19 protein-coding genes and 2 pseudogenes are annotated in these 16,624 nt (G+C 72.0%); 9 read left to right on the forward strand and 12 right to left on the reverse strand.

The features are described from left to right. Positions 1 to 12: 12 nt before the first annotated feature. The 4 genes from ACZ8AI_RS18575 (at position 13) to ACZ8AI_RS18590 (ending at position 3,941) form a co-directional block, all read left to right on the forward strand. Complete coding sequence (locus ACZ8AI_RS18575) at positions 13 to 603, forward strand: serine hydrolase (protein WP_464859391.1); 591 nt, start codon at positions 13 to 15, stop codon at positions 601 to 603. Positions 604 to 662: 59 nt separating this feature from the next. Beyond that, a complete protein-coding gene (locus tag ACZ8AI_RS18580; protein WP_464859392.1) occupies positions 663 to 917 on the forward strand; it encodes a hypothetical protein in 255 nt (84 codons plus the stop codon). A gap of 116 nt (positions 918 to 1,033) precedes the next feature. Continuing rightward, positions 1,034 to 3,001 carry a potassium transporter Kup gene (locus tag ACZ8AI_RS18585; RefSeq protein ID WP_464859393.1) on the forward strand — a complete coding sequence of 656 codons (1,968 nt, stop codon included), beginning with the start codon at positions 1,034 to 1,036 and terminating at the stop codon, positions 2,999 to 3,001. Positions 3,002 to 3,092: 91 nt separating this feature from the next. Further along, the gene (locus ACZ8AI_RS18590) at positions 3,093 to 3,941 is read left to right on the forward strand and encodes a glycoside hydrolase family 16 protein (RefSeq protein WP_464859394.1); all 849 of its coding nucleotides are present in this window, start codon (positions 3,093 to 3,095) and stop codon (positions 3,939 to 3,941) included. Between the two features lie 676 nt (positions 3,942 to 4,617). Here the strand turns inward: ACZ8AI_RS18590 and ACZ8AI_RS18595 are convergent. Beyond that, complete coding sequence (locus tag ACZ8AI_RS18595; protein ID WP_464859395.1) at positions 4,618 to 4,920, reverse strand: hypothetical protein; 303 nt, start codon at positions 4,918 to 4,920, stop codon at positions 4,618 to 4,620. On the opposite strand from ACZ8AI_RS18595, the gene ACZ8AI_RS18600 reads away from it, so the two are divergent. Continuing rightward, positions 4,910 to 5,593, forward strand: a complete 684-nt coding sequence (locus ACZ8AI_RS18600; protein WP_464859396.1) for a glycoside hydrolase family 16 protein — start codon at positions 4,910 to 4,912, stop codon at positions 5,591 to 5,593. The genes ACZ8AI_RS18595 and ACZ8AI_RS18600 overlap by 11 nt on opposite strands. A gap of 79 nt (positions 5,594 to 5,672) precedes the next feature. Here ACZ8AI_RS18600 and ACZ8AI_RS18605 read toward each other — a convergent pair whose 3' ends face one another. The 3 genes from ACZ8AI_RS18605 to ACZ8AI_RS18615 all read right to left on the reverse strand — a co-directional run bounded on the left by ACZ8AI_RS18605 (position 5,673) and on the right by ACZ8AI_RS18615 (position 7,663). Further along, entirely contained in the window at positions 5,673 to 6,551 is an 879-nt protein-coding gene (locus ACZ8AI_RS18605) for a DUF808 domain-containing protein (protein WP_464859397.1), read from the reverse strand. A 123-nt stretch (positions 6,552 to 6,674) separates the two neighbouring features. After that, a complete protein-coding gene (locus tag ACZ8AI_RS18610) occupies positions 6,675 to 7,226 on the reverse strand; it encodes a GNAT family N-acetyltransferase (protein ID WP_464859398.1) in 552 nt (183 codons plus the stop codon). Then, positions 7,226 to 7,663 carry a VOC family protein gene (locus ACZ8AI_RS18615; RefSeq protein ID WP_071294043.1) on the reverse strand — a complete coding sequence of 146 codons (438 nt, stop codon included), beginning with the start codon at positions 7,661 to 7,663 and terminating at the stop codon, positions 7,226 to 7,228. The genes ACZ8AI_RS18610 and ACZ8AI_RS18615 overlap by 1 nt, the downstream gene beginning before the upstream one ends. Positions 7,664 to 7,714: 51 nt before the next feature. Between ACZ8AI_RS18615 and ACZ8AI_RS18620 the strand changes: the two genes are divergently transcribed. Further along, positions 7,715 to 7,984, forward strand: coding sequence for a hypothetical protein (locus ACZ8AI_RS18620; RefSeq protein WP_071294042.1), 270 nt, complete (start codon positions 7,715 to 7,717; stop codon positions 7,982 to 7,984). On the opposite strand, the gene ACZ8AI_RS18625 is transcribed toward ACZ8AI_RS18620, so the two are convergent. Genes ACZ8AI_RS18625 through ACZ8AI_RS18635 form a run of 3 tightly spaced genes read right to left on the reverse strand, consistent with a single transcriptional unit; the run spans position 7,948 to position 9,033 of the window. Next, positions 7,948 to 8,412 (reverse strand): VOC family protein, encoded by a 465-nt coding sequence (locus ACZ8AI_RS18625; protein WP_464859399.1) that lies wholly within the window; start codon positions 8,410 to 8,412, stop codon positions 7,948 to 7,950. The genes ACZ8AI_RS18620 and ACZ8AI_RS18625 overlap by 37 nt on opposite strands. Before the next feature lie 43 nt (positions 8,413 to 8,455). Further along, positions 8,456 to 8,746, reverse strand: coding sequence for an acyl-CoA-like ligand-binding transcription factor (locus tag ACZ8AI_RS18630; protein ID WP_464859400.1), 291 nt, complete (start codon positions 8,744 to 8,746; stop codon positions 8,456 to 8,458). Then, positions 8,635 to 9,033 (reverse strand): TetR family transcriptional regulator, encoded by a 399-nt coding sequence (locus ACZ8AI_RS18635; RefSeq protein WP_464859401.1) that lies wholly within the window; start codon positions 9,031 to 9,033, stop codon positions 8,635 to 8,637. The genes ACZ8AI_RS18630 and ACZ8AI_RS18635 overlap by 112 nt, the downstream gene beginning before the upstream one ends. Positions 9,034 to 9,101: 68 nt before the next feature. Between ACZ8AI_RS18635 and ACZ8AI_RS18640 the strand changes: the two genes are divergently transcribed. Continuing rightward, on the forward strand, positions 9,102 to 9,869 hold the full coding sequence (locus tag ACZ8AI_RS18640) for an SDR family NAD(P)-dependent oxidoreductase (protein WP_464859402.1): 768 nt from the start codon (positions 9,102 to 9,104) through the stop codon (positions 9,867 to 9,869). Between the two features lie 29 nt (positions 9,870 to 9,898). Here ACZ8AI_RS18640 and ACZ8AI_RS18645 read toward each other — a convergent pair whose 3' ends face one another. Beyond that, the gene (locus ACZ8AI_RS18645) at positions 9,899 to 10,465 is read right to left on the reverse strand and encodes a TetR/AcrR family transcriptional regulator (RefSeq protein WP_464859403.1); all 567 of its coding nucleotides are present in this window, start codon (positions 10,463 to 10,465) and stop codon (positions 9,899 to 9,901) included. Positions 10,466 to 10,559: 94 nt separating this feature from the next. Between ACZ8AI_RS18645 and ACZ8AI_RS18650 the strand changes: the two genes are divergently transcribed. Beyond that, positions 10,560 to 11,420, forward strand: coding sequence for an SDR family NAD(P)-dependent oxidoreductase (locus ACZ8AI_RS18650; protein WP_464859404.1), 861 nt, complete (start codon positions 10,560 to 10,562; stop codon positions 11,418 to 11,420). 159 nt (positions 11,421 to 11,579) lie between these two features. On the opposite strand, the gene ACZ8AI_RS18655 is transcribed toward ACZ8AI_RS18650, so the two are convergent. From ACZ8AI_RS18655 to ACZ8AI_RS18670, 4 genes and pseudogenes are all read right to left on the reverse strand, one after another. Next, positions 11,580 to 12,773, reverse strand: coding sequence for a hypothetical protein (locus tag ACZ8AI_RS18655; protein ID WP_464859405.1), 1,194 nt, complete (start codon positions 12,771 to 12,773; stop codon positions 11,580 to 11,582). Next, positions 12,770 to 13,162 carry a hypothetical protein gene (locus tag ACZ8AI_RS18660; RefSeq protein WP_464859406.1) on the reverse strand — a complete coding sequence of 131 codons (393 nt, stop codon included), beginning with the start codon at positions 13,160 to 13,162 and terminating at the stop codon, positions 12,770 to 12,772. The genes ACZ8AI_RS18655 and ACZ8AI_RS18660 overlap by 4 nt, the downstream gene beginning before the upstream one ends. A 231-nt stretch (positions 13,163 to 13,393) precedes the next feature. After that, the gene (locus ACZ8AI_RS18665; protein WP_464859407.1) at positions 13,394 to 13,984 is read right to left on the reverse strand and encodes a TetR/AcrR family transcriptional regulator; all 591 of its coding nucleotides are present in this window, start codon (positions 13,982 to 13,984) and stop codon (positions 13,394 to 13,396) included. 78 nt (positions 13,985 to 14,062) lie between these two features. Next, positions 14,063 to 16,238, reverse strand: a pseudogene (locus tag ACZ8AI_RS18670) (MDR family MFS transporter). A gap of 95 nt (positions 16,239 to 16,333) precedes the next feature. Between ACZ8AI_RS18670 and ACZ8AI_RS18675 the strand changes: the two are divergent. After that, positions 16,334 to 16,600, forward strand: a pseudogene (locus ACZ8AI_RS18675) (MarR family transcriptional regulator); the annotation flags it as partial. Between the last annotated feature and the right edge of the window lie 24 nt (positions 16,601 to 16,624).

A 16,624-nucleotide genomic window follows, 5' to 3' on the forward strand; every position in this document is an offset into this window, starting at 1 on the left:
AGGATGAGGTCCGTGAGACGTGCCCAAGCGATCCTCGACGCCCTCGTCCGCCAGGCCGACGCGACCGGCTTCGCCGCCCGCGGCGTGCACGTGCTGGTCGGCGAGGACACCGCCGAGCACCACTGGACGCCGGACGTCCGGCGCGAGGTCCACTCCGCCGCGAAGGGCGTGTGCGTCCTCGCCACCGGCATCGCCGCCGACGACGGGCTGGTCGACGTCGACGTCCCCGTCGCTCGGTACCTGCCCGAGTTCGTCACCGGCCCCGGCGTCGACGGTGTCACCCTCCGGCACCTCCTCACGATGACGAGCGGCGTCGACATGCCGTGGTCGCCGACCGAGCGGACCGACTGGCCGGACCTCGCCGCCGAGTTCCTCGGGCGGCCCTCCGCGGCCGGGTGTTCCAGTACGCGAACGCGAGCACGTACACCGCGATGCGCGTCCTCGAGACCCGCGTCGGCGACGTCGGGGCGTTCGTGTCGGAGCGGTTGTTCGCCCCGCTCGGCATCGACGGCGTGGAGTGGGAGCGCTGCCCGAACGGGTACGTCGCGGCCGGGGAGGGGATCGCGCTCCGCACCGAGGAACTCGCGCGGATCGGTCGCCTGATCCGTGACCGCGGGGTCGTCGACGGGCAGCGGATCGTGAGCGGTCGGTGGTGCGACGCGATGCACACGGACTGGGTGCGGCGCGAGGGCACCGACCCCGCGTACGACCGCCATGCCATGGCCGGCTGGGGTGGGCCGGGGCGGCTCTGGCGTCTGCACGGGGCGTACGGCCAGATGCTCCTCTTCGACGAGGGCGGCGGCGAGGGCGAGGGCGAGCGCGGCGGAACCGTCGTCACCGTGACCGCCGACGACCACGCCGGCGCCGACGCGTTCGCCGCGTGCGTCGCCGACGAGCTGGCCCGTCGACTGCCCTGACGCACCAGGACGGCCGCGCCGCGCACGCATGTGCGCCACCTGCGAGCGTGAGCCCCCGCCGGTGCGATGATGAGCGGCGGCCGTCGCCCGGACGGCCGGAGACGGAAGTGACGAGCGTGACCGAGACCCGCTCTCAGACACCGACGACCGAGACGACCGACGACGGTCGTCACGGCCCGGGCAAGGGCATCGCCGTCCTGGCCCTCGCCGCCCTCGGCGTGGTGTTCGGCGACATCGGCACGAGCCCGCTGTACGCGCTCCGGACGGTGTTCACGATCGACGACGGTCTGGTCAAGGCGAACCAGGAGGACGTCTACGGCGTCATCTCGATGATGTTCTGGAGCATCACGATCATCGTCTCGATCAAGTACGTCCTCGTGCTCATGCGGGCGGACAACGACGGCGAGGGCGGGGTGATGGCGCTCGCCGCGCTCGCACGCCGGCTGTACGCGAAGCGCCGCGGCGGGGCCACGATCTTCCTCGTCATCGGGATCGTCGGCGTCTCGCTCTTCTACGGCGACTCGGTGATCACGCCCGCCGTCTCGGTGCTGTCCGCGGTCGAGGGGCTCGGCACGGCGGCGCCGTCGGTGGGGCACCTGGTCGTACCGATCGCCGCGGTCATCCTGGTCGTGCTGTTCGCCGCGCAGCGGTTCGGCACCGGCAAGGTCGGCAACCTGTTCGGCCCGGTCATGCTGCTCTGGTTCGTGGTGATCGCCGCCGCCGGCGTGCCGCACATCCTCGCGCACCCCGGGGTCCTGCAGGGCCTCTCCCCGACGTGGGCGATCGCGTTCACGTTCGCCCACCCGTACATCACCTTCGTGGCGATGGGCGCGGTCGTGCTGGTGATCACCGGTGCCGAGGCGCTGTACGCGGACATGGGGCACTTCGGGCGCACCCCGATCCTCCGCGCGTGGTTCTTCGTCGTGTTCCCCGCGCTCGTCCTCAACTACCTCGGGCAGGCGTCGCTCGTGCTGAGCGATCCGTCCGCCGCGAAGGACCCCTTCTTCCTGCTGTTCCCGGACGGCCTGCGCCTGCCGGTGGTGGTGCTCGCGACGCTCGCGACCGTGATCGCGAGCCAGGCGGTCATCTCCAGGGCGTTCTCGCTCACGCGCCAGGCCGTCCAGCTCGGGCTGCTGCCGCCACTGACGATCCGGCAGACGTCACGGCAGGAGAGCGGGCAGATCTACCTGCCGGCCGTCAACCTGCTGCTGTTCATCGGCGTGCTCGCGATCATGCTCGCGTTCCGGTCCTCGGCGAACCTCGCCACCGCGTACGGGGTGTCCGTCACCGGGGCGCTCGTCGTCGACACGCTCCTGCTGCTGCTCGTCGTGCGACCGCTCTGGAGGTGGAAGCCGTGGAAGCTCGTCGTCGCGGCCGTGGCGTTCGGCGGCCTCGAGCTGACGTTCCTCGCCGGCAACCTGTCGAAGATCATCCACGGCGGCTGGGTGCCGCTCCTCATCGCCCTCGCCGTGATCACCGTGATGACCACCTGGCGGCGCGGGCGCGCCTTCGTGCAAGAGGAACGGAAGGAGCGCGAGGGGTCCCTCGCCGACTTCATCGAACGGGTCAACGAGCACCACATCCCGCGCGTGCCCGGCGTCGCGGTGTTCCCGCACCCGAACAAGGAGACCACCCCGCTGGCGCTCCGGGCGAACGTCGAGCACAACCACGTGCTGCACCGCACCGTGCTCATCGTGTCGGTCCTCACCGCCAACGTGCCGCACGTCCCGCACGCGAAGGCGTTCTTCCGCGACGACCTCGGCTACGAGGACGACGGCATCGACCACATCACGGTGAAGTTCGGCTTCTCGGACGACCAGGACCTGCCGAAGGCCCTGCACGCCGCCTGCCTGGCCGAGGTCCTCGACATCGACCCGGACGAGATGCAGCACGCCTCGTACTTCATCTCCCGTGGCGCGCTCCGGCCGACCGCCGGCAACCGCGGCATGGTGTCGTGGCGGAAGAAGCTCTTCGTCGGCCTGGCGCACAACGCCGCCGACCCCGCCGCGCGCTTCGGGCTGCCCGCGCAGCGCACCGTGACGATGGGGAGCGACGTCGAGATCCTGACCCGCACCGAACCATGACGGCCTGACTGCTAACGGCCTGCACCGGACGCCCGATACTGCCTCGCACACGTACCACGTCCAGAGCATCCCCACGCAGGAGGCAGTTCGCATGCGGTCCCCGTTCGTCGTCGTCGCAACCCTCACCGTCGCACTCGTCTCGACGACCGCCCTGGTCGGCGGTGCCCCGGTGTCCGCCCGAGCCGCCACCCTGCCGGCGTCCTCCACGGCCACGGCGAAGATCGCCGAGTCGACCGCCCTCCCTCGTGGGAACGTGACGACGAACGGCCGCACCTGGAAGCAGTCGTACCGGCAGGACTTCACGACGGCGGCGACGCTCGGCACCGTCACGAAGAAGTACCCGGGTCTCGGCACCTACGACGGGTTCTCGGACACGACCGGGCGGGGGCGGTACGCGCCGGCGAAGGTCCTCAGCGTCAAGAACGGCGTGCTCGACTTCGCGCTCCGCACCGAGAAGGGGCAGCCGCTCGTCGCGGCGGTCCTGCCGGACGGGTACGCGCCGCACCGGACCGGACGGGTGTCGATCCGGTACAAGACGACGAAGACGGCGGGCTACAAGTTCTCCACGATCCTGTGGCCGTCGAGCGACAACTGGAACGAGGGTGAGATCGACTGGCCGGAGGCGGACCTCGGTGCACGCCCCCGCCCGGCGTCGGCGGTCCCCGGCAGCTGGTCAGCGCGGACGGGCATGCGGTTCGAGCCCGGCAAGGAGGCCTTCGCGGCGACCGACTCGACCGGCTACCACGTGGCGACGACCGAGTGGGACAAGGGCATCGTCCGCTTCTACTGGGACGGCAAGCTCGTGACGTCCACCACGAAGGCGGTCCCGAAGACGCCCTTCCGCGTGACCTTGCAGGCCGAGACCACCACCAGCGGCGCCAGGATCCCAGCGTCCGCGGTCGGGCACGTCAGCGTCGACTGGGTCGCCGTCTGGAACTGACCCGGCGCTGAGCCCGCGGCGGCGCCGTCCGGACGGGCGTCAGAGCGCCGCGGCCGCCGCGCGGAGTTCGTCGAGCGCTGCCAGGGCGTGTCCCGCGAGGGGGTCGTCGTCGGTCCGCGCCCCCGGCACCCGAGCCTGCTCGCCGACCTCGAGAACGTCACCCCGTGACGGACGGGAGGCGCGGTGCGGAGCCCCGCACGCGCCTCCCGTCCGTCACGGTGTGACCGGCCGCGGGGCGCCGCCGAGAGCGCGGACCAGCTCCTCGTCGCCTCCGAGGTCGAGTGTTCACCTGCGAGTTCTCACGGGTGCGCTCGGCAACATGTCCCCCGGGCACAGCGCGCGGACAGCCGAGCCGGGCGAGTCGCTCGCGAATCGTTGCCGGATCGTGGCCGATCCTTGCGCTTACCCGCAAACGAGGGGTAGACCGATCATTCCCATGCCCGTGCGGATCGACGGGGGATGCGTCGTGAGACGACCCGGATCGAGGCACCCGGAGCTCGACACCTGTCGTCGATCTGTTGAGCAACAGTCGTTGTCAAGTGTCGAGGGGGTCCGACTGGGCGCAACCTGGACAGGGCTGGCGAGGTCGAGAGGTTACGGTTCCGCGTCCGTTCATGCTCGATCAGGAGGCGGTAACGCATGTGGAACCGAACAGCCGCCAGAGACTGGCGGCGGATCACCTCGTTCGTGGTGGCCGCCGGCACCGTCGCGGTGAGCGCCTCGGCATCAGCTCGGCGCACGACCACCAACACCACCACCACGCCGGTGGCGACGCGGGCTGGAGCCCGCCGCAGCCGGCGACCCCCACCCCGACCACCCCCACCTCGGCCCCCACCGAGCCGACCCCGGCGCCGACCGCGTCGGCCCCCATCACGCCGGGTCCGGCACCGACCGGGTCGACCCCGACCCCGACCCCGACGACGCCGGCGAGCCCGGCTGGCAGCACGTCCTCGATGCCGACCGGCAACGTGACCTCCAACGGCCGCACCTGGGTGCAGAGCTACGCCGAGGACTTCACGACCGCGGCGGCCAAGGGCTCCGTGCTGCAGAAGTACCCGGAGATGGACGCCTACGACGGCTACAAGGACACCAGCGGCCAGGGCCTCTACGCCCCGGACAAGGTGCTCAGCGTCGCGAACGGCAACCTGGACTTCGACCTGCACTCCGAGAACGGGCAACCGCTCGTCGCGACGATCCTGCCGGACGGGTACTCCGCGCAGACCACCGGTCGCGTCTCGGTCCGCTACAAGACGACGAAGACCCCGGGCTACAAGTTCGTCGGCATGATGTGGCCGTCGAGCGACGACTGGAACCAGGGCGAGATCGACTGGCCCGAGGCCGACCTCGGCGGGGTTCCCCGTCCGGCGTCCGCGGTGCCCGGCACGTACTCGAACGGTGCGATGCAGTTCGAGCCCGAGTCCGAGCAGTTCGCACCGACGGACTCGACCGGGTACCACGTCGCCACGACCGAGTGGGACAAGGGAGCGGTCCGGTTCTACTGGGACGACAAGCTCGTCGCCACCACGACGAAGGCCGTGCCCACGGCGCCGATGCGCGTGACCCTGCAGGCCGAGACGTCGCTCGGTGGGGGCACCACGCCCGTATCGAGCAAGGGCAGCGTGGACATCGACTGGATCTCCATCTGGAAGTGACCCCGCACCGCGGCGCCCGGACCACCGGTCCGGGCGCCGTGGCGTCCGCCTGACGGGGTGGGTCCGTCCGGCTGACCGGTCAGTGGTGCGCGCGACCGCGCAGCCGCCCGATGCCGAGCACGATCCCGACGACGAGCATCCCGAGCACGACGCCGAAGACCGCCGAGACCGCGGTGTCGACGATCCACGTCACGACCGGTCCGGCCGCCTCGATCGCGTGCTCGATCGCGTGGAGCAGGTCGTACGGGCCGTGCCAGAACGTCTCGGCCAGGTTCGCGATGACGAGGTGCCCACCGACCCACAGCATCGCGACGGTGCCGACGACGCTGATCACCCGGAAGACGGCCGGCATCGCCCGCACGATCCGGGCGCCGGTGCGCCGGGTCCGCCGCACCGGGTGCTTCATCATCTGCAGGCCGATGTCGTCGACCTTCACGAGCAGCCCGACCGCGCCGTAGACCAGCGCCGTCATGCCGAGCCCGATCACCGCGAGCGCACCGACCGTCGGCCAGAACCCGAGGTCCGTGTCGAGGCTCGCGAGCGCGATGAGCATGATCTCGGTGCTGAGGATGAGGTCGGTGCGGATCGCGCCGAACACGAGCTTCGGCTCGGTCGTGGGCTCCGTCGACTCGGCCTCGTGGTGCGTGCCGAACCACTCCAGGACCTTCTCGGCCCCCTCGAAGCACAGGTAGGCGCCACCGAGCACCAGGAGCCACGGCAGCACCCACGGCGCGAACGCGGTGAGCAGCAGCGCGAGCGGGATGATGATGACGAACTTGTTGAACAGGCTGCCGAGCGCGATCCGCCCGACCACCGGCAGCTCCCGCGCCGGCTCGAGCCCCTGCACGTACTGCGGCGTCACGGCGGCGTCGTCGATGACGACCCCCGCGGTCTTGGCGCTGGCCTTGAGGGCGGCGGCGAGGATGTCGTCCACGACCGCGAGCAACCCGACTGACATCCGTCCTCCACTCGTCGCCTGTCCGTCCGTACAGACCAGCGGCTCACAGACTAGGGCCTGGAGGCGCGGTGCCAGGCCGCACCGCGCCTCCAGGCCAGCAGACGGAGACCCCAGAGCCGACGGTCAGAGGTCGAGCCGGTTCCAGACCTGCTCGCCGCGACCGTCGTCCGGTTCCGGGTGCGCCGCGGTCGCGGCGGGGTCGCGGACGAAGCCGAGCCGTCCGGCGACGGCGAACGACGGTGCGTTCCACGCACGGATCGTCGCCCAGAGGCGCGGGTACCCGGCGGAGCGGGCTGCGTCGACGGCGGCGGCGGCTGCCTCGGTGGCGTAGCCGTGGCCGTGTGCAGCCTCGAGGAACTCGTAGGCGAGCTCCGGTTCGGCGGCGGTGGAGCGCCCGACGACCAGCCCGCAGTACCCGAGCGCCGCTCCCGTCCCGCCGAGTCGCACCGGGTGGAGCGGCAGCGGTGTCCCGACCGTCGCGGCGAGGGAGCTGACGGAGCCGGCGGCTGCCTCGGGCGTCGGGCGGCCCGAGGTACGAGGGGTCGGCGGCTCGCCGCGGCCGGCGGCGGACGCGCTCCGCTCGGCGACGAGGTCGGCGTACCACCCCGCGTCGGCCGGCGACCACCCGTCGAGCGTGAGCCGGGCCGTCCGGAGCAGTGGTGGGAGCGCGCGCATCAGTCGAGGCAGAACTCGTTGCCCTCGACGTCCTGCATGACGATGCACGACTCGTTCACCGCGTCGGCGGTCATCCGACGGAACTGCGTGGCACCGAGGGCGACGAGCCGGTCGCTCTCGGCGTCGAGGGCCGCGAGCCGTTCGGCGCCGACCAGGCCGGTGCCCACCCGCACGTCGAGGTGCACCCGGTTCTTCACGACCTTGCCCTCGGGGACGCGCTGGAAGAACAGCCGCGGGCCGACGCCGTCCGGGTCCTGACAGGCGAACGCCGAGCCCTGGTGCTCCGGCGGGAGGGCCTGGTCGAACGCGTCCCACGAGTCGAAGCCGGGCGGCGGCGCGGGCACCACGTAGCCGAGCACCTCGCACCAGAACCGTGCCACCCGCTCCGGGTCCGCACAGTCGAAGGTCACCTGCACCTGCCGCACCGTCGCCGCCATGGCGCCACCATAGGCTGAACGTCGGCGTGGTGTCGTCCGTATGCTCGCGGCATGGCTGACTTCACCGCCGCACAGGCCGCCGTCGTCCGGATCGAACGCGCCGAGGAAGGTCGATGGGACCTCTCGGTGATCAGCGACTCCGGCGTCGCGATGGGGCACGGCGTGTACCTCTTCGACGCCGCGCACGACGACGCCGAGGACGAGCAGGCCGCAGCGGCGGACTTCGTGCAGCAGTACGGCTTCCGGTTCGAGCGCGAGGCCGTCGTCGCCGACGGGCCCGACGCCTACTGGGCGCCGCTGCTGCCGTCCGACGCGCAGTAGGGCTCGCCGCGGGTCACCTGCAGGGCGGACGCCTCGAAGCCGATCAGCCAGGTGACCCCGAAGGCATCGCGGACGATCCCGTCCCAGTCGCCCCACGGCCGCTGCTGCAGGGGGTCGACGACGGTGCCGTCCGACGCGAGGTCGTCGAACCACCGCCGCAGCACGTCCGGTTCGGCGGCGCCGAGCAGCGAGAACAGCACGCCCGAGGCCTGGAACGGGGTCTCGCCGGTCGCCGCGTCGGCCGCGAAGAGCTGCAGTTCGCCGGCGAGCTGCCCGTGCGCGACCGCGTCGGCGGGGCCGTCCGTGCGGGAGAACTCGGCGAAGGTCGCGACGCGGACCTCGCCGCCGAAGACGCCTTGCCAGCGCTCGAGCGCCTGGCGGGCGGTGCCGGCGAACTGGAAGTAGGGCGAGGGCCCGTGCACGTTCATGCGGGGACGATACCGCCGCCGTGGAGGGCGCACCAGGGGTGGCTCAGCCGAGCAGGTCGATCGCTCGGTCGACGGCGTCCGCCGGGCGCCCCTCACCGCCGGACGCCCACCAGGTGAGCGCGGCGTTCGTCGCCGCCGCGAGGGTGCTCGCCCGGACGATCACTGCCAGGTCGTCGACCGAGCCGCCATCCCGCTCCGCGACGAACCGCACGATCGCGTCGGTCAGTGACGTGATCGTGGCGTCCCCGCCGCGCTGCAGGGACGGGTTCGTCCGGATGACGCGGAGCCGGTGCCGGGTGACCTCGACGGTCTCATCCGGGAACGAAGCGCCCACCCGGTACGCGGCGCGGAGGGCGGTCGCCGACGGCTCGTCTGCGGGCCGAGCCCGGAGTGCTCGGTGAAGCGGGTCGCGAACTCGTCGAGGCCGCCCCAGACGAGGGCGGCCTTGCTCGGGAACAGCCGGAACAGCGAGCGCCGGCTGATCCCGGCTGCCGCAGCGACGTCGTCCATCGACACGGAGTCGAAGCCCTGCTCGTCGAACAGCCGCAGCGCGACCAGGGACACCGCGTCGGGGTCGATCGTCCGGGGGCGTCCGGTCGGCCGGTCGCTCGTCGAGCTCATGTGGTCCTTTCGGCACTGAGTGCTATAACCGGGTTGGCGCAGTCCGCGCCGCTCGAGGAGGAGACGACATGACCGACACCACCGCCGGACGGTTCACCGGCAGGACCATCATCGTCACCGGAGCGGGTTCCGGCATCGGACGCGCCACGGCGACGCGCATCGCGAACGAAGGTGGCCGAGTCATCGCGACCGACGTGGTCGCGGAGCGGCTCGACGCCCTGCGTGGCGACCTCGTCGGGCGCGACGGGCTCGACGTCGTGACGGTCGTCGGCGACGTCGCTGCCGCAGAGACGATCGACGCGCTGATCGCCGCAGCGGGGGAGCGCATTGACGGCCTGGCCAACGTCGCCGGCATCATGGACGCCTTCCTGCCGCCGAGCGAGGTGGACGACGCCACCTGGGACCGGGTGTTCAGCGTGAACGTCACCGGCCCGATGCGGCTCACCCGCGCTGTCCTGCCGCTGATGATCGCGGCGGGTCGCGGCTCCGTCGTGAACGTCGCGTCCGAGGCGGCGCTCCGGGGCTCGGCTGCCGGAGCCGCCTACACGGCGTCGAAGCACGCGATCGCCGGGTTCACGAAGAGCGTCGCGTTCTTCCACGGGCCGCAGGGTGTCCGCGCGAACGCCGTCGCGCCGGGTGCGGTGGCGACGAACATCGAGGCGCCGATGCGGAGCGAGTACGCCGCCGGACGCGTCGGTCCGATCATGCAGGTCGCGATCCCGCCGGTCGCCCAGCCCGAGCAGCTCGCCGCCGCGATCACGTGGCTCCTCGGTGACGACTCCGCCAACGTCAACGGTGCCGTGCTGCCGAGTGACGGCGGGTGGTCCGTCGTCTGACGCCGAGTCCGCGCGGAGCGGCCCTCGTCCTACGCCTGCACGACGGCGGCCACCGCGGCCACGACGACGGCGCGGCGCCGGGCCGCCTCGACCTCGTCGGTGAGCCGGGCGTACTCCGGGGTCGATGCGCTCCAGAGGGCGGCGGTGTGGATGACGATGCCGAGGAGCTCCGCCGCGGTGAAGGTCGCGGACAGTCGTCCGGCACCCTGGGCCTCCTCGATCGCCCGGAGCTTGGCCGCGTTGCTCCGGACCACCGCATCGATCGGCTGCTGGGTGTCCCCGCGCTCGAGTCGGTACCACGTCGCCAGTCGCTGCACCCACGGCCGCCGGGCGTAGGAGTCGTGCAGGCGTCCGGCGTAACCGGGCAGGTCGGCGGCGTCGATCGTGACCTCGTCGAGGGTCTCCGCCACCATCGCGTCGAACACCGCGTCGAACAGCCCGTCCTTGCTGCCGAAGTAGTGGTAGATCTGCGCCTTGTTGCTCGCCGCGGCCGCAGCGATCCGGTCGACCCGGGCGCCGGCGATCCCGACCGCGGCGAACTCGTCGCGGGCGGCGGTCAAGAGTCGGGCGCGGGTGGCGTCGGCATCGCGGGGCATGGGCACCTCGTGATGCTATCAACCGAACGGTTGACAAAGAATGGTGGCGGGTGTTCCATGAGCACTGTCAACCAAACAGTCAGTTAGGAACGCCATGTCCGTCTTCCTCGTCACCGGTGCCTCCCGTGGCCTCGGCCGTTCGATCGTCACCAGCGCTCTCGCTGCCGGCCACCAGGTCGTCGCCGGCGTCCGCGACCTCCACGCCCTCGACGACGTCGTGGTGCCCGACGGCGCCGCGCTCGTGCCGGTCGCCCTCGACGTCACCGACCCCGAGGCCGCGCGCGCCGCGGTCAGCACCGCCGTCGAGCGCTTCGGTCGGCTCGACGTGCTCGTCAACAACGCCGGGTACGCGAACCTCGCGGCCATCGAGGACGTCGACCCCGACGACTTCCGCGCACAGGTCGAGACCAACCTGTTCGGCGTCGTCACGCTCAGCCGCGAAGCGGTCCACGTCATGCGCGAGCAGGGCTCGGGCCACATCGTGCAGGTGTCGTCGGTCGGCGGCCGCATGGCGACGCCGGGCCTCGGTGCGTACCAGACCGCGAAGTGGGCGGTCGGCGGGTTCTCGTCGGTCCTCGCGAAGGAGGTCGCCCCCTTCGGCGTCCACGTCACGGTCCTCGAGCCGGGTGGCATGCGGACGGACTGGGCCGGATCGTCGATGCGCGTCGCGCCGGTACGCCCCGAGTACGCGTCCACCGTCGGGGTCTCCGCGCAGATGCACGGCGGGACGAGCATCGGTGCGAGCGACCCGGACCTCGTGGCCGACCTCGTCCGCCAGGTCGTCGCGATGGACGAGCCGCCGCTCCGGCTGCTCGTCGGCCCGGACGCGTTCGAGCACGGCACCGCTGCGGGTCGCGCGCTCCTGGCCGAGGACGAGCGGAACGAGGCGCTCAGCCGGTCGACGCAGGCCGCGGACGCGACACCGGAGCAGTTGGACCCGCTCGCCCGGTCCTGAGCGGGTCGTTCCTTCCCATCGCCCTCGGAGTGGAAAGCGGAATCGGGCGTCGGAGGTCGGAAGTCGTGACCTCTTATGCCCGGATCGCACTGAGGACGCGCGGAACGACCCGGCGCGAGCGTGTCGCGGTGCGCGCCGTTGCGCACCGCGACACGGGTCTCAGCCGCGGTGTCGGCGTCGGGCCGTGCGGATCCCGCGGAACCCGAGGAGAGCCGCGCCGGCCGCGAGCAGCCCGGCGGCCCAACCGATCGGCGTGGAGGTGTCCGCGCCGGTGTAGGCCAGGTGGTCGGCCGCAGCGACGGGGGTCGCGGTGGCGACCGGGTCCACGAGTCCGGAGGAGATCGGCGTCGCCTGGACGACCACCGGGATCGCCGTCACGTCGGTCACCGGCTCGGTCGGGTCCTCGGGCGTCGTCGGGGTCTCCGGGCGGTCGGCGTCTCCGGTGTCGTCGGCGTGGTCGGCGGCGTCGGGTCGGTCGGCGTGGTGGGCGTGGTCGGGGTGGTCGGCGTCGTCGGCGTCGTCGCGGCGGGGATCACCCTCGACCGTGAACTCCGTGCACACGCCGTCGACCGTCACCGAGATGACGTGCGACGAGGCGTGCGGGAACGTGATCGTGAACCCGGAGTCGCCGTGCACGACGACGTCCGAGTCGACGCTCGACCAGACCTCGGCGGTCGCCGACGCGTTGGTCGCGTTGCCGTACGTGTCGCTGGTCCACGGCACGAGAGTGATCGAGCCGCCCTCGTTCACGCGGATCGGTCCGGGCGAGGTCGAGCCGTCCGGTGCGACCCAGGTGTACGAGTCGTCGGACGCGGCGGGGACGTCGTGGACGACGACCCCGAGCTGCAGCGAGGCCGCCGGGGTGACGGTCATCCGCACCCACTGGCTCGCGGTCCCGCAGTCGTTCGTGGCCGTGACGAGCGCCGTGAAGGTGCCCGCGTACGTCGGGGTGCCCCCGAGCACGCCGTCGTGGAACCACAGCCCCTCGGGCAGCTGGACGGAACCGCCCTCGACGGTGGTCAGCGTGTAGGTCGCCCCGTCCGCGTCGTCGGCGGTGAGGTCGGCGCTGAACTCCTCGCCGGCACGGACGGAGGGCAGGACCACGGGCGAGGACTGCGACGACGTCGAGGAGTACGACGGCATCTGGTGCTCGTCGTGTCCGTGACCGTGCGAGCCGGGCTTGCCGTGCCCGTCGGGCTTCGACGACGTCTCGGCCGAGGGCGCGGCGGGCTGCCGGCTCGACGTGGTCGCCGGGGTCTCCTCGGCGGGTGCCGTGGTGGTGGCAGTGGCGACGGGCGTCGCGGCGGCGGTCTCGGTGGCGGGCGTGGTCGACGGGGTCGCGGCCGGCGTCACTGCCGGAGCGGGGGCCGAGCGGCACTGCCGGAGCGGGGGCCGACGGCGCTGCCGGAGCGGGAGCAGCCGGCGACGGCGCGGGTGCAGCTGCGGCGGGCGACGGTGCCGGGGCGGCCGGTGCGGCGACCTCGGCTGCGGCGGCCGTGCTGCTCGACGACGTGTCGGCGGCCGCCACGGAGGTGGACGTCGACGGCGCCGCGGTGGTGGCCATCGCAGGGACGATGCCGAACGCGCTCGACACCAGGACGGTGCCGGTCGCGGCGGTGATGAGTGCTGCGGTGCGACAGCTGGGGCGGTGCTTCATCGGGTCGGACTCCTCGGCGTGCGGACCGGTCGTCACGACCGGGGACCAGCCGTCGGGTACGGCCGGTGATCCGGAGCGTATGCACCTTCGAGCGCCGTGAGAGGAGTCCTGCGCGATGCCGAACGCGACCTGTGGGACCACGCAGCACCGGGGCTTCCCGCAATCCTGCACCGCCGTCCGCAGCGGGCGTTGCGGAGCCGTGACGTGCCTCCAGGCCGGGTGGCACGGAGGGGCTGGCGGGCCGGACGGCGCCCACTCGGAACGACACCGTTGATGTCGCACGGGTCGGCGATGCACCCGCCCGCCGAGCTCCCCGTCAGGCGGAGGCCAGCGCGCCCATCTCCCGCACCACGGCACGCAGCCGCGTCGCGAGCTCGTCGGCTCCCTGGACGGTCTCGCGGTGCGCGACCTCGCTGAGTGCCGACATGACCAGCGCGACCGCCGTGCGCGCCGTCTGCTCGTCGGTGCGGGAGCCGACCGTGCTGAGGAGGGACTGCCGCGACTCGGCCATCCACTGCATGACCATCGGGGCCATCTCGGGTCGGAGCACGAGGAGCTCCTTCATCCGGCGGCGGTCCTGCGACAGCGGGACGGTCCGCGCGACGAGGCCGCACAGGTCGTCGACGAGCCGGCCGTCGGCGTTCGCGAACCACTCCGCGGCGGAGTCGGGGACCTCGACGGTGTCGAGGCCGAGCGCAGCGTGCGCCTTCGAGGTGAAGTAGTTGAAGAACGTCCGCGGCGAGACGTCGGCGTCCGCGCAGATCTGCTCCACCGTGACCCCGTCGAGGCCGTGCGCCGAGACGAGCGTCAGGGCGGCGTCGTGCAGCGCCTGCCGGGTCTGCTGCTTCTTCCGTTCGCGCAGCGTGCACGGCTCCGTCGCCGCGGTCGCTGCCGGTGTCGTGGTCACGAGGACTCCCTGTCTGCGGATCGTGCTGGTGGGTGGGGCGCCCGCCCGGAAAGGGGCACGGACGGACGCCCCGGTCGGTCACCGACGCTGGGTCGGCGTGGAGCCGGTCATCGGCCCGGTGAAGGAACCCGCCTCGGCGGCGGCCAGGCCGGCGGACGCCTCGAGCTGCGCCTCGGCGTCGGGTCCGGCGGAACCGGCGGCGTCGGCGCGCTCCTGCAGAGCGGAGCGCTGGCGGAGCGGCGGCACCCGGAAGAACCAGGTGAGGACGAACGCGAGCAGGATGACGCCGAGACCGACCCAGTAGATCGTCACGGACGAGGCGTTGAAGCCCGCCATGAACGGTCGGGTGAGGCGGCTGTCGGCACCGGTCAGGAACGAGGTGTCGTTCGTGCTCGTCGCGCTGTCGTTCTGCGTGCTGCCGTCGTCGACCTTCTTCGCGAGCTCCGGGGTCAGCTGCTTCACCCAGTACGAGCGCTGCGTGGCGTCGGACCAGTCGACGGACACGGTGTCGCCCTGCACGGAGGCGTGTGCCTTCGTGGCGACGGCGTCGCGTGCCGCGGCCTCGGCTGCCGGGGTGGCGGCGGCGACCTGCTGGTCGATGACGGTCTGTGCGGCCGCTGCCGGAACGGCACCCGCGGCGACCTGCTGCTGGACGGCGGCGGTGACCTGCTCGGTGACCTGCGCCACGGCGGCCTGGTCGGCGGACGCCACGGCGTCGTCGAGCTGCGACTGCACGGTCTTCGTCAGCGGCGTGACGATCGGCGTCCAGATCTTGTCCATCGCGCCCTGGTTCGCCTTCGCGCTCGCGACGGTCGGGTTCAGTGCGGCGTCGAGCGCCGGGCCGAGGTCCTTCTGGTTCGCGGTGGCGTGCAGGATGTTCGCCGGCATCACGGAGAACAGGATGGACAGGAGCACGGCGGTGCCGAGCGTCCCACCGATCTGGCGGAAGAACGTGGCCGACGACGTGGCGACGCCCATGTCCCGGGCCTCGACGGAGCCCTGCGAGGCCAGGGTCAGCGACTGCATGACCGAGCCGAGCCCGAGGCCGATCAGGAACATGCCGATCATCAGGAACCAGAGCGGCTTGTCGATCGTCATGAACGTCAGGACGACGTAGCCGACCGAGACCAGGCCCGTGCCGATGACCGGGAAGATCCGGTAGCGGCCGACCCGGGCGACGATCTGCCCCGAGGTGATCGAGGCGATCATCAGGCCGCCCACGAGGGGGAGTGTCGCGAAGCCGGACTCGGTCGGGGTGAGGCCGACGACGATCTGCAGGTAGAGCGGGATGGTCAGCATGGCGCCGAACATCGCGAAGCCGACGAGGAACCCGATGACGGTCGCCATCGAGAACGTGCCGGACCGGAAGAGCTTGAGCGGGATGATCGCCGCGTCGCCCATCTTCGACTCGACGAGGAGCAGCCCGATCAGGCCGGCGACGCCGATGACGTAGCAGGCGAGGGCGGCGGGGAGCCCCAGCCCCAGGTGCGGCCCTGCTCGGCGACGAGCAGCAGCGGCACGAGGGTGACGATGACGGCGGTGGCGCCCCACCAGTCGACCTTCGGCTTCGTGGCGTCCGCGCCGTGCACCTTCGGCAGGTGCAGGAAGACGATCACCATGATGAGCGCGGCGACGCCGATCGGGACGTTGATGAGGAGCACCCAGCGCCAGCCGGTGATCCACAGGATCTCGGAGGTCCCGGCGAGGAGACCGCCGATCAGCGGGCCGATCACGGAGGAGATGCCGAACACGGCGAGGAAGTAGCCCTGGTACTTGGCGCGCTCACGCGGGGCGAGGATGTCGCCCATGATCGCGAGCGGCAGCGACATCAGTGCACCGGCACCGATGCCCTGCACGGCGCGGAAGCCGGCGAGCATGAGCATCGACGTGGACATCGACGACAGCACGGCGCCGAGGATGAACACGACGATGCCGAAGATGTACAGCGGGCGGCGGCCGAAGATGTCGGAGAGCTTGCCGTAGATCGGCGTCGCGATGGTCGAGGTGATGAGGTACGCCGTGGTGACCCAGGCCTGCTGGTCGAGGCCGTGCAGGTCGTCACCGATCGTCCGGATCGCCGTGCCGAACACCGTCTGCCCGAGGACGACAGGAACATGCCCGCCATCAGCCCGTAGATCACGAGCAGGATCTGGCGGTGGGTCATCAGCGGCTGCTGGCCGGGGGCGCCGGAGGCCGCGGGGGCTTCGGACGAGTGCCGGCCGTGCTGCACCGGAACGGGTGCGGTGGCGGTCATCGAACTCCTTTTTCGTGCTGTGTAACTTTGCAGACTGCGCAACGATACATCCATTGCTTCCAGCAAGCAACTAAATCTGCCCGTACGCTGGCGACGTGACCGATGGACGAGACGCCGCCGAACGGCTCCTGCGCGACCAGCTCGACCGGTTGTGGGTTCGGCAGACCCTGCGGTCGTCGCTCATCGAGTCCCGCGGCGGGCTCGACCCCACCGCCCGCGTGATCCTGCGCGCCGTCGACCACTTCGGCGCCGTCCGCTCGATGGCCATCGCCGACGCCACCGGGCTCTCCCGTCCGGTGATCAGCCGCCGGGTGGCGTCGCTCGTCGAGTCGGGCTACCTCGGCACCGAGCCGGACCCCGCCGACGGCCGCGCCAGCCTGGTGTCG

This window comes from Curtobacterium sp. AC273, from assembly GCF_979253735.1.

Bases quoted from the DNA above. Each gene is read 5' to 3' on its own strand.
- ACZ8AI_RS18580 (WP_464859392.1), top strand. From the start codon at position 663: ATGCACACGGACTGGGTGCGGCGCGAGGGCACCGACCCCGCGTACGAC.
- ACZ8AI_RS18590 (WP_464859394.1), top strand. From the start codon at position 3,093: ATGCGGTCCCCGTTCGTCGTCGTCGCAACCCTCACCGTCGCACTCGTC.
- ACZ8AI_RS18605 (WP_464859397.1), bottom strand. From the start codon at position 6,551: ATGTCAGTCGGGTTGCTCGCGGTCGTGGACGACATCCTCGCCGCCGCC.
- ACZ8AI_RS18610 (WP_464859398.1), bottom strand. From the start codon at position 7,226: ATGCGCGCGCTCCCACCACTGCTCCGGACGGCCCGGCTCACGCTCGAC.
- ACZ8AI_RS18615 (WP_071294043.1), bottom strand. From the start codon at position 7,663: ATGGCGGCGACGGTGCGGCAGGTGCAGGTGACCTTCGACTGTGCGGAC.
- ACZ8AI_RS18620 (WP_071294042.1), top strand. From the start codon at position 7,715: ATGGCTGACTTCACCGCCGCACAGGCCGCCGTCGTCCGGATCGAACGC.
- ACZ8AI_RS18625 (WP_464859399.1), bottom strand. From the start codon at position 8,412: ATGAACGTGCACGGGCCCTCGCCCTACTTCCAGTTCGCCGGCACCGCC.
- ACZ8AI_RS18635 (WP_464859401.1), bottom strand. From the start codon at position 9,033: ATGAGCTCGACGAGCGACCGGCCGACCGGACGCCCCCGGACGATCGAC.
- ACZ8AI_RS18640 (WP_464859402.1), top strand. From the start codon at position 9,102: ATGACCGACACCACCGCCGGACGGTTCACCGGCAGGACCATCATCGTC.
- ACZ8AI_RS18645 (WP_464859403.1), bottom strand. From the start codon at position 10,465: ATGCCCCGCGATGCCGACGCCACCCGCGCCCGACTCTTGACCGCCGCC.
- ACZ8AI_RS18650 (WP_464859404.1), top strand. From the start codon at position 10,560: ATGTCCGTCTTCCTCGTCACCGGTGCCTCCCGTGGCCTCGGCCGTTCG.